Annotated in this window: 28 protein-coding genes; 15 read left to right on the plus strand and 13 right to left on the minus strand. The window is 69.0% G+C overall.

Annotated elements, in window-relative coordinates; translation table 11 throughout:
• Positions 1-187: 187 nt before the first annotated feature.
• Positions 188-442: a hypothetical protein gene (locus ASC65_RS16340; protein WP_056455642.1), complete on the plus strand. Its 255-nt coding sequence runs from the start codon at positions 188-190 to the stop codon at positions 440-442.
• Positions 443-489: 47 nt separating this feature from the next.
• Here ASC65_RS16340 and glyS read toward each other — a convergent pair whose 3' ends face one another.
• The 3 genes from glyS to ASC65_RS16355 are packed head-to-tail and all read right to left on the minus strand — an operon-like array spanning position 490 to position 3856.
• A complete protein-coding gene (glyS, locus tag ASC65_RS16345; RefSeq protein ID WP_056455644.1) occupies positions 490-2562 on the minus strand; it encodes a glycine--tRNA ligase subunit beta in 2073 nt (690 codons plus the stop codon).
• Positions 2562-2972 (minus strand): hypothetical protein, encoded by a 411-nt coding sequence (locus ASC65_RS16350; RefSeq protein ID WP_056455646.1) that lies wholly within the window; start codon positions 2970-2972, stop codon positions 2562-2564. The genes glyS and ASC65_RS16350 overlap by 1 nt, the downstream gene beginning before the upstream one ends.
• A complete protein-coding gene (locus tag ASC65_RS16355) occupies positions 2969-3856 on the minus strand; it encodes a glycine--tRNA ligase subunit alpha (RefSeq protein ID WP_056455648.1) in 888 nt (295 codons plus the stop codon). Before ASC65_RS16355 ends, ASC65_RS16350 begins: the two co-directional genes overlap by 4 nt.
• 244 nt (positions 3857-4100) lie before the next feature.
• Between ASC65_RS16355 and ASC65_RS16360 the strand changes: the two genes are divergently transcribed.
• Positions 4101-4838 carry a polysaccharide deacetylase family protein gene (locus ASC65_RS16360; RefSeq protein WP_056455653.1) on the plus strand — a complete coding sequence of 246 codons (738 nt, stop codon included), beginning with the start codon at positions 4101-4103 and terminating at the stop codon, positions 4836-4838.
• A 251-nt stretch (positions 4839-5089) separates the two neighbouring features.
• Here the strand turns inward: ASC65_RS16360 and ASC65_RS16365 are convergent, their stop codons facing one another.
• The 5 genes from ASC65_RS16365 to ASC65_RS16385 form a co-directional block, all read right to left on the minus strand.
• Entirely contained in the window at positions 5090-6013 is a 924-nt protein-coding gene (locus ASC65_RS16365) for a hypothetical protein (protein WP_056455655.1), read from the minus strand.
• A gap of 96 nt (positions 6014-6109) precedes the next feature.
• The gene (locus ASC65_RS16370) at positions 6110-7063 is read right to left on the minus strand and encodes a fasciclin domain-containing protein (RefSeq protein WP_056455658.1); all 954 of its coding nucleotides are present in this window, start codon (positions 7061-7063) and stop codon (positions 6110-6112) included.
• Positions 7064-7281: 218 nt separating this feature from the next.
• Positions 7282-8145, minus strand: coding sequence for a 4-(cytidine 5'-diphospho)-2-C-methyl-D-erythritol kinase (locus ASC65_RS16375; protein ID WP_056455660.1), 864 nt, complete (start codon positions 8143-8145; stop codon positions 7282-7284).
• Between the two features lie 3 nt (positions 8146-8148).
• Positions 8149-9975 carry a tetratricopeptide repeat protein gene (locus ASC65_RS16380; RefSeq protein WP_056455662.1) on the minus strand — a complete coding sequence of 609 codons (1827 nt, stop codon included), beginning with the start codon at positions 9973-9975 and terminating at the stop codon, positions 8149-8151.
• 56 nt (positions 9976-10031) lie between these two features.
• The gene (locus ASC65_RS16385; RefSeq protein ID WP_235561532.1) at positions 10032-11681 is read right to left on the minus strand and encodes an electron transfer flavoprotein-ubiquinone oxidoreductase; all 1650 of its coding nucleotides are present in this window, start codon (positions 11679-11681) and stop codon (positions 10032-10034) included.
• A 198-nt stretch (positions 11682-11879) separates the two neighbouring features.
• Here ASC65_RS16385 and ASC65_RS16390 point away from each other — a divergent pair, with 198 nt between their 5' ends.
• Entirely contained in the window at positions 11880-12671 is a 792-nt protein-coding gene (locus ASC65_RS16390; protein ID WP_056455666.1) for a uracil-DNA glycosylase, read from the plus strand.
• 217 nt (positions 12672-12888) lie between these two features.
• Positions 12889-14520, plus strand: a complete 1632-nt coding sequence (locus ASC65_RS16395; protein WP_235561527.1) for a lytic transglycosylase domain-containing protein — start codon at positions 12889-12891, stop codon at positions 14518-14520.
• Between the two features lie 844 nt (positions 14521-15364).
• On the opposite strand, the gene ASC65_RS16400 is transcribed toward ASC65_RS16395, so the two are convergent.
• Positions 15365-16009 carry a glutathione S-transferase gene (locus ASC65_RS16400; RefSeq protein ID WP_056455667.1) on the minus strand — a complete coding sequence of 215 codons (645 nt, stop codon included), beginning with the start codon at positions 16007-16009 and terminating at the stop codon, positions 15365-15367.
• Between the two features lie 106 nt (positions 16010-16115).
• Between ASC65_RS16400 and purB the strand changes: the two genes are divergently transcribed.
• The 3 genes from purB to ASC65_RS16415 all read left to right on the plus strand — a co-directional run bounded on the left by purB (position 16116) and on the right by ASC65_RS16415 (position 18605).
• Positions 16116-17414 (plus strand): adenylosuccinate lyase, encoded by a 1299-nt coding sequence (gene purB, locus ASC65_RS16405; RefSeq protein ID WP_056455669.1) that lies wholly within the window; start codon positions 16116-16118, stop codon positions 17412-17414.
• The gene (locus ASC65_RS16410) at positions 17414-17932 is read left to right on the plus strand and encodes a DNA-deoxyinosine glycosylase (protein WP_056455670.1); all 519 of its coding nucleotides are present in this window, start codon (positions 17414-17416) and stop codon (positions 17930-17932) included. The genes purB and ASC65_RS16410 overlap by 1 nt, the downstream gene beginning before the upstream one ends.
• Before the next feature lie 76 nt (positions 17933-18008).
• The gene (locus tag ASC65_RS16415) at positions 18009-18605 is read left to right on the plus strand and encodes a fasciclin domain-containing protein (RefSeq protein ID WP_056455671.1); all 597 of its coding nucleotides are present in this window, start codon (positions 18009-18011) and stop codon (positions 18603-18605) included.
• Positions 18606-18756: 151 nt separating this feature from the next.
• On the opposite strand, the gene ASC65_RS16420 is transcribed toward ASC65_RS16415, so the two are convergent.
• Positions 18757-19080 (minus strand): DUF1476 domain-containing protein, encoded by a 324-nt coding sequence (locus ASC65_RS16420; protein ID WP_056455675.1) that lies wholly within the window; start codon positions 19078-19080, stop codon positions 18757-18759.
• A 261-nt stretch (positions 19081-19341) separates the two neighbouring features.
• On the opposite strand from ASC65_RS16420, the gene purC reads away from it, so the two are divergent.
• The 7 genes from purC to ASC65_RS16450 all read left to right on the plus strand — a co-directional run bounded on the left by purC (position 19342) and on the right by ASC65_RS16450 (position 23666).
• Positions 19342-20100: a phosphoribosylaminoimidazolesuccinocarboxamide synthase gene (gene purC, locus ASC65_RS16425; protein WP_056455678.1), complete on the plus strand. Its 759-nt coding sequence runs from the start codon at positions 19342-19344 to the stop codon at positions 20098-20100.
• Positions 20100-20336, plus strand: a complete 237-nt coding sequence (gene purS, locus ASC65_RS16430) for a phosphoribosylformylglycinamidine synthase subunit PurS (RefSeq protein WP_056455682.1) — start codon at positions 20100-20102, stop codon at positions 20334-20336. The genes purC and purS overlap by 1 nt, the downstream gene beginning before the upstream one ends.
• The gene (locus ASC65_RS17770) at positions 20333-20464 is read left to right on the plus strand and encodes a hypothetical protein (protein WP_268750069.1); all 132 of its coding nucleotides are present in this window, start codon (positions 20333-20335) and stop codon (positions 20462-20464) included. Before purS ends, ASC65_RS17770 begins: the two co-directional genes overlap by 4 nt.
• A 56-nt stretch (positions 20465-20520) precedes the next feature.
• The gene (locus ASC65_RS16435) at positions 20521-21000 is read left to right on the plus strand and encodes a YbhB/YbcL family Raf kinase inhibitor-like protein (RefSeq protein WP_056455685.1); all 480 of its coding nucleotides are present in this window, start codon (positions 20521-20523) and stop codon (positions 20998-21000) included.
• Between the two features lie 97 nt (positions 21001-21097).
• Positions 21098-22363: an MFS transporter gene (locus tag ASC65_RS16440; protein ID WP_082526114.1), complete on the plus strand. Its 1266-nt coding sequence runs from the start codon at positions 21098-21100 to the stop codon at positions 22361-22363.
• A gap of 11 nt (positions 22364-22374) precedes the next feature.
• Positions 22375-23037 (plus strand): phosphoribosylformylglycinamidine synthase subunit PurQ, encoded by a 663-nt coding sequence (gene purQ, locus ASC65_RS16445; protein ID WP_056455687.1) that lies wholly within the window; start codon positions 22375-22377, stop codon positions 23035-23037.
• An 80-nt stretch (positions 23038-23117) separates the two neighbouring features.
• Positions 23118-23666 (plus strand): sugar O-acetyltransferase, encoded by a 549-nt coding sequence (locus tag ASC65_RS16450; protein WP_327019510.1) that lies wholly within the window; start codon positions 23118-23120, stop codon positions 23664-23666.
• Here ASC65_RS16450 and ASC65_RS16455 read toward each other — a convergent pair.
• Positions 23663-23896, minus strand: coding sequence for a hypothetical protein (locus tag ASC65_RS16455; RefSeq protein WP_056455690.1), 234 nt, complete (start codon positions 23894-23896; stop codon positions 23663-23665). The genes ASC65_RS16450 and ASC65_RS16455 overlap by 4 nt on opposite strands.
• Before the next feature lie 123 nt (positions 23897-24019).
• Between ASC65_RS16455 and ASC65_RS16460 the strand changes: the two genes are divergently transcribed.
• Positions 24020-24811, plus strand: coding sequence for a hypothetical protein (locus tag ASC65_RS16460; protein WP_056455691.1), 792 nt, complete (start codon positions 24020-24022; stop codon positions 24809-24811).
• Position 24812: 1 nt separating this feature from the next.
• Here the strand turns inward: ASC65_RS16460 and ASC65_RS16465 are convergent, their stop codons facing one another.
• The gene (locus ASC65_RS16465; RefSeq protein ID WP_056455692.1) at positions 24813-25049 is read right to left on the minus strand and encodes a hypothetical protein; all 237 of its coding nucleotides are present in this window, start codon (positions 25047-25049) and stop codon (positions 24813-24815) included.
• Positions 25049-25201, minus strand: a complete 153-nt coding sequence (locus ASC65_RS17290) for a hypothetical protein (RefSeq protein ID WP_156459722.1) — start codon at positions 25199-25201, stop codon at positions 25049-25051. The genes ASC65_RS16465 and ASC65_RS17290 overlap by 1 nt, the downstream gene beginning before the upstream one ends.
• Positions 25202-25286: the final 85 nt, after the last annotated feature.

Consider the following 25286-nt stretch of genomic DNA (forward strand, 5'->3'; position numbering starts at 1 on the left):
CCGCGAGGCCTAACATGTCAGGATTGTAATCCCGTCGGTCTGCAATCCGATCGCGGGAGCCGCGCCCCGGAATGTACGTGTATTCTCCGCAATCACAACCGGCGGTTGACATCGGCCGCGCGACGGCGAACGGTGCCGACGTCCCCAGAACTGAGGGGACAGTCAGACACGACACTGGAGATCAACGATGAAGCTTCCGCGTATCCTGACGATCGCCGCCCTGGCGCTTTCGGTCGCCTCAGTGGCGTCCACCGCCTCGGCCCAGACCAACTACTACGTCGGCCCGCAGGGCTACGGGTTCATGTACACCTATTACATCGGCGGCCAGCTGGTCTCGACCCAGTACCTGGGGTGCAACGGCTGGGAGTCGTGGGACGGCTATAACGGCTGGCCGGACCTGACGATGGGCGACAGCTACGACTACGTCGAGTGGGAGTGCTGATTATCGCGTGAGCGGGACGGCGCGGCGACCGCGCCGTCCCAATGCGTCTAGCCTGCAATCTGGCCGAAGTCGGCGACGCGGCCCATGACGGCCCGGACCTGCCCCAGCAGCTTGAGACGGTTCTCGCGCTCGGCGGGCGCGTCGGAGTTGACCATCACCTTGTCGAAGAAGGCGTCGACCGGCGCGCGCAGGGCGGCCAGGGCCTTCATGGCGGCGGCGAAGTCCTCGGTCTCCAGCGCCGCGTCGACGGCCATCTGGGCCGCGGCGACGGCGAAGGCCAGCGTCGCCTCCTCCGCCGGCTGGCCCGGCAGGCCGGTCTGGACCATGCCGGTCGGCAGCGGTCCCTTCTTCTCCTCGGCGCGCAGGATGTTCGAGGCGCGCTTGTAGCCGGCCAGCAGATTGGCCCCGTCGTCCGTGGCCAGGAAGGCGTCCAGCGCCTCGACCCGGCGGACGATGCGGACCAGGTCGTCGTCGCCAAGAGCGAACACGGCGGCCACTAGGTCGTGCCGCTGGCCCTGGTCACGGAGCAGGACAGTCAGGCGGTCGGCGAAGAAGGAGCCGAGCTCGCTGACGAGCGACAGACCATCGACCTGACGTTGGACGTTCGCGGTCTTGGACAGCTGCGCCCTAGCCGGAGCGAAGGCGTCATCGGCCAGCCCCAGACGAACGTCGTTGTTGAGGATCAGGCGCAGAACCCCCAGAGCCGCGCGGCGCAGGGCGAACGGGTCCTTCGAGCCCGTGGGCTTCTCGTCGATGGCGAAGAAGCCGACCAGGGTGTCGAGCTTGTCGGCCAAGGACACGGCCACCGTCAGCGGCGCGGTCGGCACGGTGTCGGCGGGGCCCTGCGGCTTGTAGTGGTCGCGGACGGCGTCGGCGATGGCGTCCGGCTGGCCGGCGGCGCGGGCGTAGTAGCCGCCCATGACGCCCTGCAGTTCCGGGAACTCGCCGACCATGCCCGAGGCCAGGTCGGCCTTGGCCAGGCGGGCGGCCTGTTCGGCCTGATCCGGATCGGCGCCGACCAGCGGGGCGATCTCGCGGGCCAGGAAGGCGATGCGCTCGACGCGCTCGGCCATGGTGCCCAGCTTGGCGTGGAAGGTCACGCCGGACAGCTTCTTCAGCCAGGCGTCGAAGCCGACCTTCTGGTCCTCGTCCCAGAAGAAGCGGGCGTCGTTCAGGCGCGCGCTCAGAACCCGGGAATTGCCGGCGGCCAGGGCCTTGCCGCCGTCGGAGGCCTCGACGTTGGCCACGACCACGAAGTGCGGGGCCAGGCCGTGTTTGGCCGGATCGCGGACGGCGAAATACTTCTGGTGCACCTTCATCGACAGGCGCACCACCTCGGGCGGCAGGTCGAGGAACTGCGGGTCCATGTCGCCCAGGATCGGCGTCGGCCATTCGGCCAGGCCGGCGACCTCATCCAACAGGCCGTCGTCGTCGACCAGGGCCAGGCCCTTGTCCGAGCAGACCTTCTGCGCCGCCTCGAGGATGCGCAGCTTGCGGTCGGCGACGTCCAGCAGAACGAACTCGCGCTCCAGCTTGTGGCGGTAGTCGGCGAAATCCTTGACCGCGAACGGCTTGCCCGAGCCGAGGAAGCGGTGGCCCTCGGTGACGTCGCCCGAGGGCACGCCGTCGATCTCGAACGGAACCACCTGGCCGTCGAACAGGGCGACGATCCGCTTCAGCGGCCGCACCCAGCGCAGCGTGCCCGTGCCCCAGCGCATCGACTTGGGCCAGGGGAAGGTGCGCACGATCTGATCGACGATGGCCGGGATCAGGGCGGCGGTGGACTGGCCCTTCTGGCTGATGACGGCGAACAGCACCCCGTCGCGCTCGACGAGCTGTTCGCGGGTCAGGCCGGTCTTGCGCAGGAAGCCTTCCAGCGCCTGTTCCGGCGCTGAGGCCTTGGGCCCCTTCAGCTCTTCTTCGCGGTCCGGCGTCGCGGCCGGCAGGCCCTCGATGACCAGCGTCAGCCGGCGCGGCCCGGCGTAGGTGGTCAGCGCCTCCCAGCCCAGGCCGGCGGCCTTCAGCCGTTCCGTAACCATGCGCTCGAGATCGCGCGCCGCCCCGGCCTGCATGCGGGCCGGGATTTCTTCCGAGAAGAGTTCAAGCAGGAGCTGGGGCATCAGGCGGTCTTGTGTCGGATCGAAAGGCTGAGGACCGCGACGTCGCGATCCTTGGCTGAGAAGAGGATGTCGAGCTCGAGGTCGGCAGCGGACAGGGCGGCCGTCTGCAGGAGATCGAAATAGGGCTGTTCGAAATTGAGCGTGCCGGACAGGCCGAGCTCGTTCTCCACCAGGTCGCCCCAGCCCGGGTGCGACGCGAAGACGGCGCTGGCCAACAGGACGTCGAACGGCACGGGCTCCGATCGCCCCTCCAGGAAGGCGTGGGCGTCGCGGACCGACCATTCCGGCGAGGCCGGGTTGGTGATCTCGTGGCGCAGTTCCAGGGCGCGGTTGCTGAAGCTCACATGCCCCGCCAGCAGGGTGGCGGCCTTACCCCGGCGGTCGACCAGGCTGATGATGTGGTCGCTCACGCCGATTTCCGTTCCTGCTCGACGTAGGCGGTGGCGCAGGCCTTACACAGGTCGCGGATGCGGCCGATGTAGCTCTGGCGTTCGGCGACGGCGATGGCCCCGCGGGCGTCCATCAGGTTGAACAGGTGCGAGGCCTTGAGGACCTGGTCGTAGGCCGGCAGCACCAGCGGCTGGCCCTGCGGCCCGGTCATGGCCAGCAGGCGCGAGACCTCGGCGACCATGTCCTCGAACCGGCGCTTCAGGCCGTCGACGTCATAGCCGTGGAAGTTCGCCTCAGACTGCTGCCGCTCGTTCTCGAGGAAGACCTCGCCGTAGGTCGTGCCTTCCTTGGTGAACTTCAGGTCGTAGACGTTGTCGACGCCCTGGACGTACATCGCCAGACGCTCCAGGCCGTAGGTCAGCTCGCCCGAGACGACGTCGACCTCGATGCCGCCGACGCCCTGGAAATAGGTGAACTGGGTCACCTCCATGCCGTCGCACCAGACCTCCCAACCCAGGCCCCAGGCGCCCACGGTCGGGTTCTCCCAATCGTCCTCGACGAAGCGGATGTCGTGCAGCTTGGGATCGATGCCGATCGCCGCCAACGAGCCGAGGTACAGTTCCTGCAGATTGTCGGGGTTCGGCTTGAGAAGTACTTGAAATTGATAGTAATGCTGCAGCCGGTTGGGGTTCTCGCCATAGCGGCCGTCGCCCGGGCGACGGCTCGGCTGGACGTAGGCGGCCTTCCACGGCTTGGGCCCGAGCGCGCGCAGCACCGTGGCCGGATGCAGCGTCCCGGCGCCGACCTCGATGTCATACGGCTGAAGCAGGGCGCAGCCCTGTTCGCCCCAGTATTTCTGAAGCGTCAGGATCAGGTCCTGGAAGGCGAGCGGTTCGGTCGTCACGGGTGTTCGCAGTCGCAAAAAAGAGAGGCGCGGACCCTAGACGGGGCGCTATCCGCGGGCAAGGCAGCGGCGTCCCTTCTCCCCTTGCGGGAGAAGGTGGCAGCCGAAGGCTGACGGATGAGGGGTCGACGTAGCGGCCGCCGCATCCACCCCTCACCGACCTCCCCCGGGTCAGGCCCGGGGTCGGCCACCTTCTCCCGCGAGGGGAGAAGGAATTTTAAGGGCGGCCGACTACCTTCCCCCCATGAAGCAGATCGACCAGATGCGCCGGCGGGCCGCGCGCTATCTCGACGTGGAGCTGGTCTCCGTCGCCCCGGCGCGCGGGATCTTCTCGCTCAGCTTCGACGACTTCCCGGCCAGCGCCTGGACCGAGGCCGGGCCGATCCTGGCCGCCCACGGGGTCAAGGCGACCTACTATGTCTGCGGCGGGCTGGCCGACGGCGTGAACATGGACCGGGACCAGTTCCAGGTCCCGCACCTGCAGGCCCTGCACGGCGCCGGACACGAGGTCGGTTGCCACACCTTCGGCCACACCAGCGCCCTGCGCATGGACGCCGAAGCCCTGCGCATGAGCCTCGACGTCAACGCCGCATGGGTCGCCGAGCGGCTGGACGGCCACCGCATGACCACCTTCGCCTGGCCATTCGGCGACGCTACGGTCGGGGCCAAGGCCGTGGTTCGCCGCCGCTTCGACCTGGCTCGCGGCGTTCGCGACGGGATCAATGCCGCCCGCGAGGACCGGGCCCTGATCAAGTCCATCGGCCTGGAGAGCCGCCGCCTGCCCGGCTACGACGTCGAAGGCCTGATGGCCGAAGCCGCCGACCGCAAGGGCTGGCTCACCGCCTATGGCCACGACGTCTCGGACCGCCCCACGGACTACGGCTGCACGCCGGCGGATCTGGATCGGGTGCTGACGCTGGCCAAGGACGCGGGGCTGGAAATCCGGCCGATCGCCGAAGCGTGGAAGCTTGTCCGCCACTAACCTCTTTCGGAATGACGCAAGGATAGGCTTCCACGTCCGCCTCTGACGCAGGCGTATGCCAGCCTCCGACGTCGCCCAATCGGGGCGACCGAACGGGCAGGATTCGGACGATTCAGACTATTCAGACTCTGTTTTTTGCGCGCCCGCGGCGGGCCCGCTTCAGACTCTTCAGACTCTTCAGACTCGCTTTTCTGCGGGTCCGCGTCAGACGATTCAGACGATTCAGACTCTGTTTTTTGGGTCTGAGGCCGCTACGCCGCCTCGGCGGCCGACCCGGCTTTCCGCGCGTCCGCCCATCGGATCAGGGCCGCCCGCGGCCAGGCCACGATCCACGAACGGGCCGTGTATTCGCCCTTCTCGATCAAGGACTTGCGGGTCGGCGAGCTGGTCGCGGCGCGCTCGGTGTGGATCTCGCCCGGCCCCTGGTGGACCAGGAAGGCGCCGTGCTTGAGCGGGTTCACGCGCAGATAGGCCAGGCGCGGGCTGATCTGCTCCAGCGGCGGGTCATAGAACCAGGACGAGCCCAGCATGCCGGCCATATCGGGGCGGCGCTTGAGGATCTCGGCGGCCGTGGCCCAGGCGCGGTCCCAGCCGGCCTCGTTGAAGTCGCCCAGTTCGCGGCTCTCGGTATGCACCTCCAGCCACGGCTTCCAGGCCTGGGCGGCGGCGTAGGCCGGGATCACCGACCAGCCCCACCCTTCGCGGGCGTGGCGCAGCACCTGACCGGGCCCCATGGGCGAGCTGAGGTCGATCATCTGGGTCCGGGCGCCGGGCACGCTGAGCGCCAAGGCGATGCGCACGTCCTTGGCCCAGAAGTCCCGGTCATAGGGGTCGGCGGCGGCGCTCAGGAAGTCGGCCAGGCGGCCGATCCATTCGGGGTAGAGCTCAAGCGACGCCTGCGGCAGGTCGGCGGCGACGATCCGGGCCGGCAGCTCCAGCGCCCAGGAGGCCACCAGCGCCCGGCGATGGTCGTCGGTCAGGGCCGAGCCGAAGGCGGCGGCCAGGGCCTCCTCCGCGCGATGGCCTGGCTGGTCGAAATCCCAGTGCGGCGCCGAGGCGGCTGCGGCGGCGGCCGCTTCGTCCATCAGGACGGCGATCCGGTTTCGGGCGTCCATCGGGACCTTGGCCACAACGGCTTCGAACGCGGCGGCGTGGGCGGGCGTGAGCGTTTCCATGCCCCGACCCTAGCGCACGGCGGTTTTCCGACGGTTAAGCGCCAAAACGGCGGCGGACCGGGGTCCGCCGCCGCTTCAGTCGCCCTTAGGGCCGGATCAGTTCGGCTTGGGGGCCGGGGTCGGGGCGGCGGTCGGCGGGACCGGCAGTGTTCCCGAGGCGCCCGGGGTCGGGGTCGGGTTGCTGCGGTCTTCCTGGTCATCGACCTGACCGTCGGTCGGGTTGACCACCTCCGGCGAGGCCGTGGTCGTCACGCTCGTGGCCTGTTCGCCGCTAGGCGCGTTCTCGCCAGGCGCAGCGGGACGAGCCGCACCGTCCGGGAGCGGGGTTGCATCCGCTTCAGCCGGAGCCGCCGCAGCCGGCGGCGTGGTCTCGTCGGCCGGCGGGGTCACAGCCTCGGCCTCGGCTTCGGTCGAGACGTCGCCCTGGGCCGCAGCCGAGGGATTGAGGACGCGGTCGATGGCGAAGACGCCGCCGTTCGAGGCGTCGATCTCGGCCTGGGTCACGGTGGCCCCGCCGATCTTGAGACCGTCGCCTGAGCCGTCGAGCTCGATCTCGGCTCCACCGGCCGTCTCGACCGGACCCCGCGCGCCCTCGATCTGGGCAGTCGTCACGTCGGCGACGATCACGTGGTACAGGAGCAGGTTACGCAGTTCCTGGGCGTTGGCCGGATCCAGCAAGCGAGTGCGTTCCGCCTCCGGCATGGCCGCAAACGCCGCATCGGTCGGCGCGAAGATGGTGATCGCCGGACGCGACGAGAGCGTCTGGGTCAGTTGCGCCTGATCCAGCGCACTCAGCAGGGTGGTGAACTCGCCCTTGGCTTTGAGCACGTCGATGACGTTGTTGGCATGAGGCGTCGCCGCCTGGGCGGCCGGCGTCGCCGGCGTCGCCTTGGTGGCGGGCGTAGCGGGCGTCGCCGGAGTCGTGTCGGTCGGCGGCGTGGCGGGGGTCGCCGGGGTCGCGGGCGTGGCCGGGACCGTTTGGGCGAAGGCTGTCGGGGCGACAAACAGAGCCGTGGCGGCGACAGCAGTCAGAAGCTTGGCGCGAAACATGCGGAGTATCCCTTTCGTTGATCGAACAGCTGCTAGGGGAGGACAAGCGCAGCCATAAGACTCGAAGTCCGTGACAGTGAAATCGCGACGGACGGACGAGTTCCATTTCGGGATAAGATCAGCGAGATCGCCCAGATTGCTTGTTTACATCATGGCCGTTTCGAGAAATCGGCCGCTATCCAGGCTCATTGCCGCCACAAACCTTGATGTCGCTAAGCTTACGACAGTATTGTTGGAGCGACCCACCAACCGGGCCGAGCGACGGTCAACGTCGCGGCCGCAGCCTTCGCCTCAGCCGAAGATCCGAACAGGGCGAAGACAGTCGCGCCGGAACCGGACATGCGCGCGAGTTGGACGCCGGGCAGAGCCCTAACGGTAGCCAAAGCCTCGGCGATCTGGGGAGCCCCAGCGATGGCGGGGGCCTCCAAGTCGTTGCGCTGCCCTTTCAGCCAGGCGGCGACCCCGGTCGCGGACCAGTCGGCCGGCGGGTCCGGCCGGTCGGCGACGGCCACGGGACCGGCGTCATAGGCTCGATAGACCGCTCCCGTGGGCGACGGCACGCCCGGATTGACCAGCAGCGCCGCCAGGCGGGGCAGGCGGGGTTCGGCGGTCAGAACGTCTCCCCTGCCCTCGGCCCAGGCGGCTCGCGCGTGCAGGCACATGGGACCGTCGGCGCCGACCACCGCCGCGATATCGGCGAGCGCGTCGTCATCGAGTTTCAGCCCCAGCACGTCGCGGGCGAGCTTGAGAGCTGCACCGGCGTCGGAAGAGCCCCCGCCCAGCCCGGCGGCGATCGGCAGGCGCTTCTCGAGGCGAAGGGCCAGCGGCGGTTCGCCGACCCCGGCGACCTCGCCGAGGCGACGCACCGCGCGCAGGATCAGGTTGTCGCCGCCCTCAAGTGCGGCCGCAAAGGGCCCTTCGACCACCAGAGACAGGCGCTCAGCCGGCGCAACCTCGACCCGGTCGCCGACGTCGGCGAAGGCCACCAGGCTGGCGAGCGGGTGATAGCCCTCCGCGTCCACCGGGCCCACATGCAGGAAGAGATTGACCTTGGCGGGGGCCAGGCCCGAACGCGCGGCCATGCCTCAGGGCTGGCTGCCGGTGATCGGCGCAGCGGTCAGGCCGACCGCCAGCTTCTGCTCGACCTCGGCCCGCGTTTCAGCGTCCGGGTCGAGCGTCAGGACACGGTTCCACTGCCAGCTCGCCTCGCGATGGCGCCCGACCTGCCAGTAGGCGTCGCCGAGGTGGTCGTTGATCTCGGGATTGGCCGGCTGCTTGGCCACCGCCTCCTCGAGCGTCTGCACCGCGGTCTCGTACTGTCCGCGACGGTACTGCGCCCAACCGAGGGAGTCCTGGATGTTGGCGTTGCGCGGATCGGCGGCGTAGGCGCGGGCGATCATCTCCGCCCCCTGATCGACCCGGCGGCCGCTATCGACCCACATGTAGCCGAGGTGGTTGAGCATGGCCGGATCGTTGGGCGCCATCTGCAGGGCGGTCCACAGCTCGGCCTCGGCCTCGTCGATGCGGCCCACCCGCTCGAGGGTCGCGCCGCGCAGGAAGCGGACGTCGAGCGACTGGCGCGCTGTGTTGACGGTCGGCCGATTGAGGACGGCCAATGCCTCATCATAGCGCCCGAGGTCGAAATATTGGGCGGCGAGCATCCGCGCGACCACCGCCTGCTCCGGCGCCGCCGCATCGGCCCGACGGAAGGCCTCGAGCGCCTCATCGTCGCGCTCGTCGAGGCTGTAGTTCGAGCCAAGGCCGATCTGGGCGCTGGCGTAGACGATCGGGTTCTCGGGACTGACCCGGGCGAAGGCTTCGCGCGCGGCGTCGCGCTGACCGTAGGCGGCCAGGCTCTGGCCCAGACGCAGGGCGACCTCGTCGCTCGGCTTCAGAACCTCGGCGAGACGCAGATAGATGGCCGAAAAGTCGTGCGCTCCGGCCTGGCTCGCCTCGAGGGCGGCGAAGGCGAGCGCGTCGCCGGCGATCTGGCTGGGCTCTGACGCCGCGGGCGCACGGCCGCCGGCCTGCATCCGCTGCACGGCCCCCAGCGCGCGGGGGTCCGGCGTAGCGCTCGACAGCACCTGGGCGTAGGCGGCCAGGGCCTCCTCGCGGCGGCCGCGCCGCTCCAGGAAGGCGGCGTAGTGGATCTGATAGAGGCGCGGACCGTCGGGCAGCGCCATCAAGGTCTTGTACTCGGCCTCGGCGTCGCCGAACCGGCGGCGGGCTTCCAGCAGTTGCGCGCGCTGGTCGCGCAGCGCCAGCACGCCGGACGCCGAGGCCTCGACCGGACGCAGCGCCGTATCCCAATCGCCCGCCGCGGCTGAGACCGACGGCAGCAGATAGCGCCCGACCTGGGTGAAGGGCTCGGTCAGGGGCTTGGACTGAAGGTCGGCCAGGGCGGCGCGGCCCTCGCCGTCGCGCAGCCCCTGAACCACCGTCATCAGTCGCCCGGCGTCGGCCAGCAGCGGCGTCTCGGCGACGTAGGGCGTCAGGCGCACGACCGCGTCGATGTCACCCGACAGCAGGCTGGCGAAGAAGGCCTCGTTGCCGAGCTGGGGCTGCTCCGGCGTCAGGGTATGGCTGCGCACCAGCAGCGCCGCGCCTGCGTCCTGATCGCCGCGCAGGCTGGCGAGGCGGCCCGACAGATAGAGGCCGTAGGCGGACTGGCCGTCCGCGGCGATCGGCGGCGGCGCCCAGACCGCGGGGATGGCCGGGACCTCCGGCTCGCTCGGCGCTTCTGCGGCGGCGTCCGGCGCGACGGCCGGGACAGCGACCGGAACGGGAGCCGTTTCCGCGGGTCCGTTCAGCGGCGGATCGACGACGACCGGCGCCTCCTGGGCGGCGGCTGGAAGGGCCAGCGCCAGGGCGGCGCAACCGGAGAGGATCAGGCGCAGAGACGACGAACGCATGATTTGACCCTTCCCCGATTATGCGGCCGCGGCAAGGCCCTCCGCTTACAGAGCCGTCACATATTCGGGTAGTTCGGACCGCCGCCGCCCTCAGGGGTGGTCCAGACGATGTTCTGCGACGGATCCTTGATGTCGCAGGTTTTGCAGTGGACGCAGTTCTGGGCGTTGATCTGGAAGCGCGGGTTGGCCCCCTGCTCGTCGTACAGAACCTCATAGACCCCGGCCGGGCAGTACAGGCGCGCGGGCTCGCCGTATTCCGGCAGGTTGACGCGGATCGGCACCGACGGGTCGAGCAGCTTCAGGTGCGCCGGCTGGTCTTCCGAGTGATTGGTGTTGGAGATGAACACCGAGGACAGTTTGTCGAAGGACAGCTTTCCGTCCGGCTTCGGATAGGCGATCGGCTTGTGCTTGGAGGCCGGCTCGGTCGAGGCGGCGTCGGTCTTGCCGTGCTTCTGGGTGCCGAACAGCGACAGCCCGCCGAACAGCGTCCCGAACCACATGTCGAACAGACCGAGCGCGCCGCCGACGGTGGTGCCGTATTTCGACAGGAAGGGTTTGGCGTTCCGGACGGCCTTCAGCTCCCGGTAGACCCAGCTGTTCTCGTAGGCGGCCTGATACTCGACCAGTTCGTCGCCCGCGCGGCCGGCGATGACAGCGTCATAGGCGGCGTCGGCGGCCAGCATGCCGGTCTTCATGGCGTTGTGGCTGCCCTTGATGCGCGGGACGTTCACGAAGCCGGCCGAGCAGCCGATCAGGGCGCCGCCCGGGAAGGCCAGCTTGGGCACCGACTGGAAGCCGCCCTCGGTGATGGCGCGAGCGCCGTAGGAGATGCGCGTGCCGCCCTCCAGGTGCTCGCTGATCGCCGGATGGTGCTTGAAGCGCTGGAACTCATCGAACGGCGACAGGAAGGGGTTCTTGTAGTTCAGGTGCACCACGTAGCCGATCGACACGTAGCGGTCGCCGAAGTGGTACAGGAAGCTGCCGCCGCCGGTGAACTCGTCCAGCGGCCAGCCGGTCGAGTGCTGGACCAGGCCGGGCTGGTGCTTGTCGGCGGGGACCTGCCACAGCTCCTTGATGCCGATGCCGAACTTCTGGGGCTGGGCCGTGTCGCACAGGTTGTGGCGGGCCATGATGGTCTTGGCCAGCGAGCCGCGCACGCCCTCGGCGATGAAGACGTATTTGCCGTGCAGCTCGATGCCGGGCTGCAGGTCGTCGGTCGGCTTGCCCTCGCGGTCGATGCCGAAGACGCCGGCGACGACGCCCTTCACTCGGCCCGTCGGTTCATCCCAGACCACGTGGCTGGCGGCCATGCCGGGATAGACCTCGACGCCCAGGGCCTCGGCCTGCTCGCCCAGCCAGCGGGCCAGGTTGCCCAGCGAGCCGATGTAGCAGCCGTCGTTGTGCATCAGCGGCGGCAGGGCGAACATCGGCAGGGAGGCCTGGCCCATCGGGCCGAGGACTAGGAATTTGTCCTTGGTGACCGGGGTCTCCAGCGGCGCGCCGCGCGCCTTCCAGTCGGGGAACAGCTCGTTCAGCGCCTTCGGGTCGATGACTGCGCCGGACAGGATGTGGCCGCCGATCTCGGCCGACTTCTCCAGCACGGCGACGGAGATGTCCTTGCCGTCCTTTTCGGCGCGCTGCTTGAGGCGGATCGCCGCGGACAGGCCGGCCGGGCCGCCGCCGACGATGACCACGTCGTACTCCATGACCTCGCGCTCGACCCCGGCCAGCGCCTCGACGGCGGGCAGTTTGTCGATCACGGCTTCCTGCCAGGCATTGGCGGCGCCGCCCTCGATCGCTTCGGCCATGGTCGATTTCCTCGTCGTCGTCAGGGTCTTGTGGTGACGCCTTATCCGAAGGTGACGCGGCGGCGGTCAAGGACTATCCCTGTGCGCTGAACACCGATGACCATGCAGCCCCTCGACACCGCCACAGCCGAAAGCCTGCTCGCCTTCTGGCGGGAAGCGGGCGTCGACGCCTGCTACGAGGACGCGCCGGTCGATCGGACCCACGTCCTGCCCCCGCCCGCGCTGAAAGCGGTGGCCAAGGCGACGGCGGCGGTGACCCCGATCGTCGACCCCTCGGACGCCATCGGCGAGGCGCGGCGCCTGGCCGCGGGGGCTGACAGCCTCGAGGCCCTGGCGACCGCGGCGGCGACGTTCAAGGGCTGCCCGTTGCACGAGATGGGCGCCGGCGGGGCCGTGTTCGGCCGCGGCGCCGCGGACGCGAGGTTGCTCATCGTTGGCGAGGCTCCGTCGCTGGAGGACGATGCGCAGGGCGAGGCTTTCGTGGGACCGGCCGGGCGCCTGCTGGACCGAATGCTGGCCGAGGCAGAGCTCGCCGGGCAGGCCTATCTGGTCAACACCGTCTTCTGGCGGCCGCCGGGCGGACGTCCGCCCAGCCCTGCGGAACAGGCCGCCTGCGCGCCCTTCGTCGATCGCGCCTTCGCCCTGCTGCAGCCCAAGGCCGTGCTAGTGCTCGGAGCCGCGGCGGCGCGTTCGGTGCTGGGCGCCGAAGAAGGCATCATGCGGCTGCGCGGCCAGTGGCGCGACTGGCGTCTGGCCGAAGGCGGCCTGTCCGCGCCCGCAATCGCCACATTGCATCCAGCCTTCCTGCTGAAGCAGCCGATGGCCAAAAAGCAGGCCTGGGCGGACATGCTGGCCCTGGCGGCGAAGCTGAACGGTACCTCCCGTTAACTTCACAGACGCAAAACCGCCCCAAAATCAGGTCAAATCTTGACACAGGTCAGGGCGGCGGCGCCTTTCTGGCCTGACGACCGAACGAACAGCGCCCAACCGAACCGAATCGAGACGGTTCGGAGACGCTCTAAGGGGGGCCGCCTCAGTGCCGATATCCTTCCGCCGCGCGCTTCTGGCGCCGACGACCGCATTGGCTCTTGCGCTGGGTTTGGCCTTGGCCGTCCCGTCCGCGCACGCCGACGAGCTGCCGCAGGTCACGGCCCTGAGTCCAGCGGACCGCCTCAGCTACACCACCGCCTTCGACGCCCTGCGCCGCGGAGACCTGGAGGCCGCGCGCGCCTCGGCCCGCCAGGCCAATGACCGCGTCCTGCTGGGCCAGGTCGAGTTCGAGCGCCTGTTCCACGCCGACTATTCCGCCACCTACGAAGAGCTGGCCGCCTGGCTGGAGGAGTATTCCGACCTGCCCTGCGCCCCGCGCGCCTACCAGCTGGCCCTGCGTCGCCGTCCCGACGGCGCACCGGAGCCGAAGCGTCCTTCCAGCGTCAGCGGCCGGACCTGGTCCAGCGTGGTCGCCGCCGGCGGCGGGGCCGCCGAGGACGATCCGACCAAGGCCGCCCGCATCGCCCTGAACAACGACGACCTGACGGGCGCCGTGACCCTCGGCGAGCAGATCGGCGACTGGTGGGTCGTCGGCCTGGCGCAATACCGGCTCGGCGAATTCGGCAAGTCCAGCGTCGCCTTCCAGCGCGTGCTCGAGGATCCGACCGAGGATGGTTGGGTCCGCTCGGGCGCCGCCTTCTGGGCCGCCCGCGCCGCGGCCCGATCGGGTCAGCAGGACCGGGTTCAGCCGCTGCTGCGCCGCGCCGGGACCTGGCCGGCGACCTTCTACGGCCAGATCGCCCTGCGCCAACTGGGCGAAGAGCCGCAGATCGATAACCTCGGCCCCCAGCCCTACATGGCGTCGGGCGTCCAGCACGCCGTCTACCAGCCGGACGAGCCGCTCGGCGTCGACGCCCAGGAGCTGGAGGAATTCGTCCGCTCGGACGCCCGCGCCCGCCGCACCGTCGCCTATTACGAAGTCGGTCGCCGCACCGACGCCCGCGATGAGCTGCGCACCGGACTGCGCTCGGCGCTGACGGAAAAGGGTCGCCAGCTGTGGGCCGCCCTGGGCCGCGCCCTTGGGCCGCGCGTGACCGGCGCCGGCGAGGACACCCGGCGCATCGACGCCCAGCGCTATCCGCAGCCGATCATCGAGCCCGAGGGCGGCTTCACCATCGAGCGCTCGCTGGTCTATGCGATCGCCCGCAAGGAGACCGACTTCAACCCCCGCGCCCGCTCGGCGGTGGGAGCTTACGGCCTGATGCAGGTGATGCCGACCACGGCGGCCGAGCTGGCCAACGACCGCGGCTACGTCACCGATCCGGATCGGCTGTACGTCCCGGAAGTCAACGCCCGCCTCGGTCAGGCCTATGTGACCAAGGTGCTCGCCATGCCGGCCATCAACGGCGACCTGCTGCGCGTCTCGGCCTCGTACAATGCGGGCCCGGGCCCGATGGTCGCGGCGGTGCGCAAGCTCGGCCCGAACGCCGATCCGCTGCTGCTGATCGAAACGATCGACGTCCCCCAGGCCCGCGAATACGTGGAGAAGGTGGTCGCGGCCTACTGGATCTATCAGCGCCTCAACAACCGACCGCTGAACACCCTCGACGCTGTCGCCTCAGGCGCGGACCTGGTGCCGCTGAGCCTGGACTATGTGCCGCCGCCGCCCATGCCGATCAGCGCGCCGCCGCAGCCGGCCCAGCCGGTCGAGGTCGCCTCAGTCCCGACCACCGGCGGCGGGCGCTAGTTCAAACGATAGCGTCTACAGCCCCGCCAGCAGCAAGGCCGGCAGACAGCAGGCGACCACGATCACCAGGCCGTAGACCAGCAGGCTGGGACGGCGGGGTTCCGGCTGTGGGACAGGCATGGACATGACGACCCCCTAACGCGTGGTGCTGCGTACGGGTTCTGGGATACCGTCGTTGTCTTAACTCCCCGTTGGGGGACGTCCTTAATGCAAAGCTTGCCTAAAGCGTTTGCTCCCATAACAGGACCTTATCCCTTATCTCAGGAACACGCCTGCTTGCGTCTGCAGCTATGCAGCTGATCTGCGTGGTCGCTCCGGTGCAACTGTACCACATACTATAGGACGATCTGACGATCCGCCCCACCTCGCTGGGGTCGGCGCCTGGCTTGGCGCGGTAGGTAATCGTAATGGAGCGATGTGCGCAGCTGGCGCTTGACCGGTACGACACAGTCAGGGCGCGGGGACCATCCGTGCGAACTTCGTCGAGTATGTAGGCCGCCTCGTTCACAAGCCTCGACCCGCACCTAGGGCCCCCGGTGTCCAAGGCATACGGAGAGTCAAACGTGGCGGTGACGGGCCCGAGATCGATCGTCAGAGAACATCCCGCCGCTCGACAGTCCGACAGCATATTTTCGAGGCGGTAAGGGAAGCCGATGCCGTTGACGACCGTGGCCACGCGGGGGGGCGGGACTGGTTGGATCGGCTGGTGGATCGCGGAGGCACAGCCGCCCCCGCCGACAGCTAACGAAAGAGCTAGAGTTGGGGCTGCCAGTTGCAGTGGTCTTCTCATGTGCAACTAAGACCTTCCTGTGCAGCCCGAAAATCAGCCTCTCGCGAAGTGACCTTAACGCAAAGCTTCCGCCGACCATTCCAGGAAGTCGGGCTGGGTCAGCAGGGCGTCACGGTAGGCCGCGGCCGTGCCGTCGTCGCCATAGGCCGCCAGATCAACCTGGAAGTGCCGGAAGCGGGTCGCCACCGGGGTGAAGAAGGCGTCGGGCACCGACCATTCGCCGAACAGATAGGGGCCGCCCTCGCCGAAGCGGGCGCGCATCTCCTTCCACAGCGAGACGAGGCGACGGATGTCGCGGGCGACGGCCTCCCCCGTCGGCGTCGGCGAGCGGTCCGGGCCGACCATGGTGTGGTCCGGGCCCATGCCGCACTCGTTGCGCAGGGCCATGAAGCCGCCGTGCATCTCGCAGGCCGCCGAGCGGGCCAGCCAGCGGGCGTGGGGGTCGGCCGGCCAGAGGCGGACGTGCGGGAAATTCTCCGCGCACCACACCGAGATGGCCATGGAGTCCCAGACCGTCTCGCCGTCGACCTTGAGCAGGGGCACCAGCCGCGAGGGCGAGATCCGCTCCAGCTCTGCCTGGCCTTCAGGGGAATAGATGTCGATCTCTGTGACCGTGAACTCGGCCTTGCAGCGCTTCAGCACCAGCCACGGCCGCAGCGACCAGGTCGAGTACAGGCGGGGCCCGATGATCAGTTCCATGGCGGCGATTCCCTGATGTGAAGCGTGGCGGTTTGGTGCGCCAGCGGGCTTGCCGATGCAAGCCGCGCCTTGACTCCGCGCCCTCCCGGACCGACACGGCGCGTCCATGATCACGCGCTATTCCCGCCCCGCCGCCGTCGCCCTCTGGTCGCAAGAGACCAAGTACAAGATCTGGTTCGAGATCGAGGCCCACGCCGCCACCAAGATGGCCGAGCTGGGGGTGATCCCGCAGGACGCCGCGGACGCGATCTGGGCCAAGGGCAAGGACGCGACCTTCGACGCCGACCGCATCGACGAGATCGAGCGCACCACCAAGCACGACGTCATCGCCTTCCTGACCCACGTGGCCGAGATCGTCGGCGACGAGGCCCGCTTCCTGCACCAGGGCATGACCTCGTCGGACGTGCTGGACACCTGTTTCGCCGTGCAGCTGGCCCGCTCGACCGACCTGCTGGTCGAGGGCGTCGACCGTGTGCTGGCGGCGCTGGAGACCCGCGCCAAGGAGCATAAGTACACGCCGACCGTCGGCCGCTCGCACGGCATCCACGCGGAGCCGGTGACCTTCGGCCTCAAGCTGGCCGGCTATCACGCTGAATTCCAGCGCGCCAAGCGCCGCCTGCTGACGGCGCGGGAAGAGATCGCCACCTGCGCCATCTCGGGCGCGGTGGGCACCTTCGCCAACGTCGATCCGGCGGTGGAGCAGTACGTCGCCGACAAGATGGGCCTGCAGGTCGAGCCCGTCTCGACCCAGGTGATCCCGCGCGACCGCCACGCCGCCTTCTTCGCCGCCCTGGGCGTGGTCGCCTCGTCGGTCGAGCGTCTGGCGGTAGAGATCCGCCACCTGCAGCGCACCGAGGTCCTTGAAGCCGAGGAGTTCTTCGACAAGGGCCAGAAGGGCTCGTCGGCCATGCCGCACAAGCGCAACCCGATCCTGACCGAGAACCTGACCGGCCTGGCCCGTCTGGTCCGTTCGGCGGTGACCCCGGCGATGGAGAACGTGGCCCTCTGGCACGAGCGCGACATCAGCCACTCGTCGGTCGAGCGCGGCATCGGCCCGGACGCCACCATCCACCTGGACTTCGCCCTGCACCGGCTGGCGAACGTAGTCGAGCGGCTGAACGTCTATCCGGAGAACATGCAGAAGAACATCGACCGCCTCGGCGGCCTGGTGCACTCGCAGCGGGTCATGCTGGCCCTGACCCAGGCGGGCGTGTCGCGTGAGGACGCCTACGCCGCGGTGCAGGAGAACGCCATGAAGGTGTGGCGCGGCGAGGGAGCCTTCCTGGACTTCCTCAAGGCTGACGCCCGCGTGACCCTGCCGGACGACCGGCTCGCGGCCCTGTTCGACATCGGCTACCACACCAAGCACGTCGACACGGTCTTCCAGCGGGTGTTCGGGGCCTGATGAGCCGCAAGGTCGGATTCGACCCCGTCGTCGACGCCGACACCCGCGTCCTCATCCTCGGCAGCCTTCCCGGCGACGCTTCGCTGAAGGCCGGCCAGTACTACGGCCATCCGCAGAACACCTTCTGGCGGCTGATCGGCGGGGTGCTGGGCGTCGAGCTGGCCGCCCTGCCCTATGACGACCGTTTGGCCGCGCTGAAGGCCGGCGGCATCGGCCTGTGGGACGTCATCGCCAGCGCCGAGCGGCCGGGCAGCCTGGACGCCGCCATCCGCCTGCCCGAGGCGGCCGATCTGCGCGGCCTGGTAGCGACCCTGCCGGGCCTGCGGGCTGTCGCCTTCAACGGCGGTAAGGCGGCCAGGCTGGGCCGGGCGATGCTGGCGGATGCGGGCCCCGATCTGCTCGACCTGCCCTCCTCCAGCCCCGCGCACGCCCGCCCTCTGGCCGAGAAGGCCGCCGCCTGGGCAGCGCTGCGGCCGTATCTGGACGGCTGCGATCACGTGTCGCGCGAGAAAATGTGACCCGGACGCATCCTTTCGGCCGCTGATCTATTCGTCCTGGAGACCGCGGGTTGGCGGTTGTGTCCGGAGATGCGTCATGAAATTCGCCCGCAACGCCGCCCTGGCGACCACCGCCCTCGCGGCCCTGACCCTCGCCGCCTGCAATCCGCCCGAGAAGGCGCCGGACGCCGCAGACACAAAGACCGACGTCACCGTCATCACGCCGCCCGCCGCGACCCCTGCGCCGACCGGCACGGTCGTGACCACGGCGCAGGCCAATCCGGACTTCACCACCCTGGTCAGCGCGCTGCAGGCGGGCGGCTTGGTGGACACCCTGAACGGAGCCGGCCCCTTCACCATCTTCGCCCCCAACAACGCCGCCTTCGAGAAGGTGCCGGCGGCGACCCGCGACGCGCTGATGCAGCCGGCGGGCAAGGCCGACCTGACCAAGATCCTGACGTATCACGTGGTGCCGGGTCGCATCGATTCGGCGGCTCTGGCGCAACAGATCCAGGCCGGCGGCGGTTCGGCCAGCCTGACGACCGTGCAGGGCGGCAAGCTGACCGCGCGGGCCAATCCCGACGGCTCCATCAGCCTGACCGACGCCAAGGGCGGCACGAGCAAGGTGGTCCAGGCGGACGTGCCGGCGACCAACGGCGTCATCCACGCCATCGACACAGTGGCGATGCCCTAGCGCAGCGCCAAAGGGACCGGCGTCGCCCCCTCCCCCCCACACGACGCCGAGGCGGGTCGCCCAATCGGCCCGCAGAAAAGGCCGCAGCCCTGAAAGACTGCGGCCTTTTCGATGTATCGCGATCGGAGGGCCGGACAGTCCGGCCGCAGCCTTATTCGCCGGCGCGGATCTGTTCGCGGGCGACCGAGGACAGCTCGTCCATCTTGCGGCGGATTTCGCCTTCCGAGACGGTCAGGCCGGCGCCTTCGAAATCCTGGGCGATCTTGCGGAAGACGTCTTCCTCGCCCGGCTGTTCGAAATCGGCCTTCACGACGGCGCCGGCGTACTGATCGGCGCTGTCTGACGACAGGCCCATCTTCTCGGCGGCCCACAGGCCCAGCAGCTTGTTGCGCCGGGCGACCGCCTTGAATTCCTGTTCCTGATCGAGGGCGTATTTGGTCTCGAAGCCCTTTTCCCGATCGTCGAAGGTGGTCATGGGGTCTTCAGGCTCCGTAGGGCGGTCACACAGACGACCGCGTTCGAGGAGGTCTATAGTCCCCCCGGCGCCGAACGCAACGGAAACCGGCGCGGTTCATCTCACGCTGCCGTTTGTGTCGCAGGCGACGTTCCGCTAGTGTGCGCCGCGTCAATTTCCCCGCCCGCCCGATTCCGGATCGCGCCGTTCAGACCAGAGCTCCAGGCTCGGTTTGACCGCGCGTTTTTCGTTTTCAGGCCGGGCCCCGCAAGGCCGGATCGCATGAACGTCAAACGCAAGAAGCTCTACGAGGGCAAGGCCAAGATCCTGTATGAGGGCCCCGAGCCGGGCACCATCATCCAGTACTTCAAGGACGATGCGACGGCGTTCAACGCACAGAAGAAGGCGACCCTCGAGGGCAAGGGCGTCATCAACAACCGCATCAGCGAGTTCGTGATGACCCGCCTGAACGGCATCGGCGTCACCAACCACTTCATCAAGCGCCTGAATCTGCGCGAACAACTGATCCGCGAGTGCGAGATCATCCCGCTGGAAGTCGTGTGCCGCAACGTCGTGGCCGGCTCGATGAGCCAGCGCCTGGGCATCGAGGAAGGCACGCCGCTGCCGCGCTCGATCATCGAATTCTACTACAAGAAGGATGAGCTCAACGACCCGATGGTCACCGAAGAACACATCACGGCCTTCAACTGGGCCTCGACCCAGGAGTTGGACGACATCCTGGCCATGACGGTGCGGGTCAACGACTACCTGTCGGGCATGTTCGGCGCCGTCGGCATCACCCTGGTCGACTTCAAGATCGAATTCGGCCGCATCTGGGAGAACGACTTCAGCCGCGTGATCCTGGCCGACGAGATCAGCCCGGACTCCTGCCGCCTGTGGGATACGACGACCGGCGAGAAGCTGGACAAGGATCGCTTCCGTCGCGACCTGGGCAATGTGATCGAAAGCTACGCCGAGGTGGCGCGCCGCCTGGGCATCATGAAGGATATGCCGACCGTGATTCAGGGGGGACTGCACTAATGGCCAAGGTGAAGGTTCACGTGTTCCTGAAGCCCGGCGTTCTGGACGTTCAGGGCAAGGCCGTCGAAGGCGCCCTGCACGGCCTGGGCTGGCCCGCCGTGGCCAACGCCCGCGTCGGCAAGCTGATCGAGTTCGACCTCGAGGGCGCCGCCGACCCGGCCGCCGAAGCCAAGAAGATGTGCGAGACCCTGCTCGCCAATACGGTCATCGAAAGCTACCGCATCGAGGTGGCGTGAGCCGCCTGGCCAAGCTGCTGATCGCCCTGTTCATCGCGGCGGGGTGCATCATCTTCGCCACGGCCCTGGCCGGCGGTCTGATGGACGACAGCGCCTTCACGCCCGAAGCCAAGCAGGCGGCGCACTGACAGCGGCGGCGTTCGTGCGTTAGTGTCGTTCCACGACCACTGACGAGGACGCCCCGATGACCTTCACCCTGACCTCAGACGACATCGCCGACGGCGGCGTGCTGCCGGACGCGCATGTGAAGGCCAAAGGGGACGCGTCCCCGCACCTGAAATGGTCGGGCGCGCCCGAGGGCACCAAGAGCTACGCCGTCACCTGCTACGACCCGGACGCGCCGACGGGCTCCGGCTTCTGGCACTGGACCGTGGCCAACATCCCGGCCGACGTCACCGAGCTGAAGACCGGCGCCTCGCCCAACGACATGCCGCGCGGCGCGGTCGAGGGCCGCACGGACTACGGTCCGGCAGGGTTCGGCGGCGCCGCTCCCCCGCCGGGACATGGGCCGCACCGCTACATCTTCACCGTCTTCGCCGTGGACAAGGCGCATCTGGACGTGAACGCCGACAATTCGGGCGCTGTGTTCGGCTTCAACCTGCATTTCCACACCCTGGCCAAGGCCTCGATCACGGCGACCTACGAGAACACCGGCTCTGACTGAAACCGCCGTCGCAACTCTATGTGATCAACGATTACATTGAAGCCGGGCGGCCGGGAGGCCATGTTGCGGTGCAACATCCGCCTCCCCGGACACCGCCATGCCGCCTGCAGCCGACTGCGCCCTGCGCAGCGACGAACTCGTCGTTTCCGAAACGCCCCAACGCGGCCCCGCGGCCGTCGCCCTGATCCTGGGGGCCCTGGCCATGGGCGGCTTCGCGATCGGGGTGACCGAATTCGCCGCCATGAGCGTCCTGCCCGATTTCGCGCGCGGCCTGGGCGTCGACGAGCCGACCGCCGGTCACGCGATCAGCGCCTATGCGGCCGGGGTGGTGGTCGGCGCGCCCGTACTGGCCGCGTTCGGGGCGCGCTATCCGCGCTGGCTGCTGCTGATCGGGCTCATGGGCCTGTTCGCCGTCGCCAATACGTTGAGCGCCCTGTCGCCCAATTTCGAGACCATGCTGCTGTTCCGCTTCCTCAGCGGCCTGCCGCACGGGGCCTATTTCGGCGTCGCCGCCCTGGTGGCCGCCGAGACCGTGCCGCTGAAGTACCGCACACGGGCGGTGTCGACCCTGCTGATGGGTCTGACCCTGGCGACAGTGGCGGGCGTGCCGGTGGTCAATCTGATCAGCCAGACGCACGGCTGGCGCTGGACGTTCGGCATCGTCGGGGCGTTGGCGGTGCTGACCATGACCTTGGTCGCCCTGTTCGCGCCGCGTGATCCCGCCCACCCGGACGCCAGCCCCCTGCGTGAGCTCAAGGCGCTGAAGAACCGGCAGGTCTGGCTGACCCTCGGCGTCAGCGCCATCGGCTTCGGCGGCATGTTCGCAGTCTACGCCTTCCTGGCCTCGACCCTGCGCGAGGTGACCGGCGTCGGGCCCGAGGTCCTGCCCTGGGTGTTCGCCGTCTTCGGCATCGGCATGTTCAGCGGCAATCTGCTGGGCGCCTGGGCCGGCGACCGCTTCGGCTTCCGGGCTGCGGCGGGGCTGTTGATCTGGAGCGCGATCGCCCTGGCCTTCTATCCGCTGGCCTCGCAGAACCTTTGGTCGATGCTGGCCGTGGTGCTGTGCATCGGCGCCGGCGGCGGCCTCGGCTCGATCCTGCAGACGCGGCTGATGGACGTGGCCGGCGAGGCCCAGACCCTGGCGGCGGCCCTGAACCACTCGGCCTTCAACACCGCCAACGCCCTGGGCCCGCTCCTGGCGGGAACGGCGGTGGCCGCCGGTTTCGGCTGGGGCTCCACCGCCTGGGTGGCCGTGGCGCTGACCCTGGGTGGACTGGCGATCTGGCTCTGGGCGTGGCTGGACGCGCGCAAGTCGACCGACGGAGCGTCGCGGCGCCCTGACATCGCCTCCGAACGGTGCTAGAGGGCGCCGCCATGAGCGCAGCCGTCATCGTCTACCCGGGTTCCAACTGCGACCGCGACTGCAAGGTCGCCGTCGAACGCTCCACCGGCGAGAAGGTGGAAATGGTCTGGCACGGCGAGACCGAGCTGCCCAAGGGCCTCGACCTGATCGTCCTGCCGGGCGGCTTCTCCTACGGCGACTACCTGCGCTGCGGGGCCATGGCGGCTCAGTCGCCGATCATGCAGGCGGTCAAGAAGGCCGCCGACGACGGCGTGGCCGTGGTCGGCATCTGCAACGGCTTCCAGATCCTGTGCGAGGCCGGCATGCTGCCGGGCGCCCTGCTGCGCAACTCCGGCCTGAAGTACGTCTGCAAGCCGATCAGCCTGACCGTCGCCAACGGACAGACCCGCTTCACCTCGGGCTACCTGGGCCAGCGCGAGATCGTCATGACCCAGGGCAACGGCGACGGAAATTACTTCGCTGACGCCGAGACCCTGGCCCGCATCGAAGGCGAGGGCCAGGTCGTGTTCCGCTATGTCGACAACCCGAACGGATCGGTCGCCGACATCGCCGGCATCCAGAACGCTCGCGGCAATGTGCTGGGCATGATGCCCCACCCGGACCGCGCCTTCGAGGCCGAGCTGGGTTCGGCGGACGGCGCCATCCTGTTCCAGAGCATCTACAACGCCGCCTGACGCGGAGCCCCCAGGAGGGGCTTGACCGGCAACGCTTTTCCGGCGCGACTTCCGTCCAGACTGGAGGGCCGCCGATGTTCATGAGCGAACGGCAGAAAATGATCTCGGGGCTGCCGTACAGCCCCGGGGATCCGGAGTTGCAGGCCGACCAGGCCGCCGCCAAGCAGTGGATGGCCCGCTACAACGCCTCCATGGCCAGTTCGCCCACCGACCGCCGCGACCTGCTGCGTCAGCGCATGGGCGAGGTCGGCGAGGGTGCGGTGATCCGCCCGCCGTTCCACTGCGACTACGGCTACAACATTCGCCTGGGGCGCGACGTCTTCCTCAACTTCAACTGCGTCATCCTGGACGTCTGCGAGGTCGACATCGGCGACCAGACTCAGATCGGGCCGGGGGTGCAGATCCTCGCCGCCGACCATCCGCGCGATCCCGAGCAGCGCGCGCAGGGCATCGAGTTCGGCAAGCCAATCGTGATCGGCCGCAACGTCTGGATCGGCGGCGGGGCGCTGATCCTGCCGGGCGTGACCATCGGCGACGACGCCGTCATCGGCGCCGGCGCGGTCGTCACGCGCGACGTGCCCGCCGGCGCGACGGCCATGGGCAATCCCGCCCGCGTGAAGGAGGCCTAGGGCTCTTCGCGGCCCACGGTCTGGTCGAGGCCTTCCGGATCACGCGTCGAGGACGCGCCCGTCTCGTCGACGTCGGCGTCTTCGTCGGGCGTGCGTACGCCGCCCGGGTCGCGCTGCGCTTTCAGCTCGCGCTCGCCCAGGCCGAGGCCTTGCTCACGGGCACGGTCAGCCTGGACCGCATCGGTCTCGAAATGCGGCGCTTCCGCCGCGCGCTTGGGGTCTTCAGCCATCGGGGTCTCCTTCGAGGAGGATGAACCCGACGTTCCGGCAGCGGTTCCGCCCCCTCCCCGGTCTGTGAACCTTTGCCGCGCCCCGTGCGTACTGACGGTATCGATTCACCGTCGGAGGCCGTCATGACCGCCATCGAACGTCCCACGCCCGTGCAGATGACGCGTCGCGGCGTGGTCCTGGCTGCGGCGGTCTTCGCCGTCGTCATCGCCGAGGCCCAGATGCTGATGGGCTGGGGCCAGACCGCGGCCGAGTTCGCCGCCGACAGCGATGCGACCCTGAAGGTCGCCGGCTATGCCTTTTCCATCTGGGCGGTGATCTACGTCGCCATTCTGATCTACGCCGTCCGGCAGGCGATCACGAAGACGGCCGAAAGCACGATCCTGAACAAGCTGGGGTGGCCGTCGGCGATCGCCTTCGCCGGCATCGGTCTATGGATCGTCGCCGCGGCATTCGACTGGGAGGCGGCGACGATCGTACTGATTTTCGGGTCGGCCGCCGTGCTCCTGGCTCCGATGCTGATGAACGCACGGCATATCCGCGCCCTGCCCCGGCGAGACATGGACCGAATGACCGTGGTCTGGCCGCTGTCCCTGCTGGCGGGCTGGCTGACAATCGCTGCGCCAGTGAACCTGCTGACGGTGGCGACCGGCGACGGCGTCCTGCCTGCGGGCCTGTCGCCGACCACCTGGGCCATCCTTGCGGTCGTGCTGGTGACCTTGGCCGCCCTCGCGGTCACCTGGCGGCTGCGATCCCTCGTCTACGCCCTTCCCATCGCCTGGGGGCTCCTGGGCGTCTTCGTCGCCGAAACCGAGCGCAACACGCTGCTGGCCACCGCCGCCATCGCGGCGGCGGGCCTGGTGCTCGTCGGGGCGGTGATCCTGACGTTCAAGCTCCGCCCCTCGGTGGAGCGCTGACCTACGGCTGAGGCCGCGTCACCAGGTCGACGATGGATTCGTCCTCCGGGTGGTGATCGTCAGCTCCGACGTCGAAGGCGCCCGGGTCGTCGAAATCGACGCTGCCGACGCCGGTGGCTGAGCCGGTCAGTCGTTGGCGGCTGACCATGGCCAACTCGGCCGGGCTGCCCTCCGGGCCCGTCGGAAGAGTCGGATCCTCGGCGGGGACCGGGGCGGCGTCGTGCGGATCTCGGACCATCAGGCGTCCTCCTGTTCGGTGTGTTCGTCGTCATTGGCGGCTTCGCGAGCGGCGCGCTCGGCCAGTGCGGACGCACCGGCGTCGTCGGCGGCGATCTCGGGCGCGTCAGGATCCTCGGGCGTAGCGGCGGGGTCGATAGGCTTGTCAGGCATGGCGGCCTCCGTGACTTCGACCGATTCAATGACGAGGCGTCGACGATGTTCCGCCGGGAACGGCTGACAGACTCGCCATCTCCCG

Source organism: Brevundimonas sp. Root1279, from assembly GCF_001425945.1.
Classification (GTDB): domain Bacteria; phylum Pseudomonadota; class Alphaproteobacteria; order Caulobacterales; family Caulobacteraceae; genus Brevundimonas.

What these genes read in the sequence shown, in the direction of transcription:
- purQ (WP_056455687.1), top strand. Translation starts at nt 22,375, where the DNA reads ATGAGCGCAGCCGTCATCGTCTACCCGGGTTCCAACTGCGACCGCGAC.
- ASC65_RS16435 (WP_056455685.1), top strand. Translation starts at nt 20,521, where the DNA reads ATGACCTTCACCCTGACCTCAGACGACATCGCCGACGGCGGCGTGCTG.
- ASC65_RS16400 (WP_056455667.1), bottom strand. Translation starts at nt 16,009, where the DNA reads ATGGAACTGATCATCGGGCCCCGCCTGTACTCGACCTGGTCGCTGCGG.
- ASC65_RS16460 (WP_056455691.1), top strand. Translation starts at nt 24,020, where the DNA reads ATGACCGCCATCGAACGTCCCACGCCCGTGCAGATGACGCGTCGCGGC.
- purS (WP_056455682.1), top strand. Translation starts at nt 20,100, where the DNA reads ATGGCCAAGGTGAAGGTTCACGTGTTCCTGAAGCCCGGCGTTCTGGAC.
- purC (WP_056455678.1), top strand. Translation starts at nt 19,342, where the DNA reads ATGAACGTCAAACGCAAGAAGCTCTACGAGGGCAAGGCCAAGATCCTG.
- ASC65_RS16440 (WP_082526114.1), top strand. Translation starts at nt 21,098, where the DNA reads ATGCCGCCTGCAGCCGACTGCGCCCTGCGCAGCGACGAACTCGTCGTT.
- ASC65_RS16420 (WP_056455675.1), bottom strand. Translation starts at nt 19,080, where the DNA reads ATGACCACCTTCGACGATCGGGAAAAGGGCTTCGAGACCAAATACGCC.
- ASC65_RS16365 (WP_056455655.1), bottom strand. Translation starts at nt 6,013, where the DNA reads ATGGAAACGCTCACGCCCGCCCACGCCGCCGCGTTCGAAGCCGTTGTG.
- purB (WP_056455669.1), top strand. Translation starts at nt 16,116, where the DNA reads ATGATCACGCGCTATTCCCGCCCCGCCGCCGTCGCCCTCTGGTCGCAA.
- ASC65_RS16380 (WP_056455662.1), bottom strand. Translation starts at nt 9,975, where the DNA reads ATGCGTTCGTCGTCTCTGCGCCTGATCCTCTCCGGTTGCGCCGCCCTG.
- ASC65_RS16370 (WP_056455658.1), bottom strand. Translation starts at nt 7,063, where the DNA reads ATGTTTCGCGCCAAGCTTCTGACTGCTGTCGCCGCCACGGCTCTGTTT.
- ASC65_RS16410 (WP_056455670.1), top strand. Translation starts at nt 17,414, where the DNA reads ATGAGCCGCAAGGTCGGATTCGACCCCGTCGTCGACGCCGACACCCGC.
- ASC65_RS16415 (WP_056455671.1), top strand. Translation starts at nt 18,009, where the DNA reads ATGAAATTCGCCCGCAACGCCGCCCTGGCGACCACCGCCCTCGCGGCC.
- ASC65_RS16465 (WP_056455692.1), bottom strand. Translation starts at nt 25,049, where the DNA reads ATGGTCCGAGATCCGCACGACGCCGCCCCGGTCCCCGCCGAGGATCCG.
- ASC65_RS16360 (WP_056455653.1), top strand. Translation starts at nt 4,101, where the DNA reads ATGAAGCAGATCGACCAGATGCGCCGGCGGGCCGCGCGCTATCTCGAC.
- ASC65_RS16385 (WP_235561532.1), bottom strand. Translation starts at nt 11,681, where the DNA reads ATGGAGTACGACGTGGTCATCGTCGGCGGCGGCCCGGCCGGCCTGTCC.
- ASC65_RS16375 (WP_056455660.1), bottom strand. Translation starts at nt 8,145, where the DNA reads ATGGCCGCGCGTTCGGGCCTGGCCCCCGCCAAGGTCAATCTCTTCCTG.
- ASC65_RS16390 (WP_056455666.1), top strand. Translation starts at nt 11,880, where the DNA reads ATGACCATGCAGCCCCTCGACACCGCCACAGCCGAAAGCCTGCTCGCC.
- ASC65_RS16340 (WP_056455642.1), top strand. Translation starts at nt 188, where the DNA reads ATGAAGCTTCCGCGTATCCTGACGATCGCCGCCCTGGCGCTTTCGGTC.
- ASC65_RS16455 (WP_056455690.1), bottom strand. Translation starts at nt 23,896, where the DNA reads ATGGCTGAAGACCCCAAGCGCGCGGCGGAAGCGCCGCATTTCGAGACC.
- ASC65_RS17290 (WP_156459722.1), bottom strand. Translation starts at nt 25,201, where the DNA reads ATGCCTGACAAGCCTATCGACCCCGCCGCTACGCCCGAGGATCCTGAC.
- glyS (WP_056455644.1), bottom strand. Translation starts at nt 2,562, where the DNA reads ATGCCCCAGCTCCTGCTTGAACTCTTCTCGGAAGAAATCCCGGCCCGC.
- ASC65_RS16450 (WP_327019510.1), top strand. Translation starts at nt 23,118, where the DNA reads ATGAGCGAACGGCAGAAAATGATCTCGGGGCTGCCGTACAGCCCCGGG.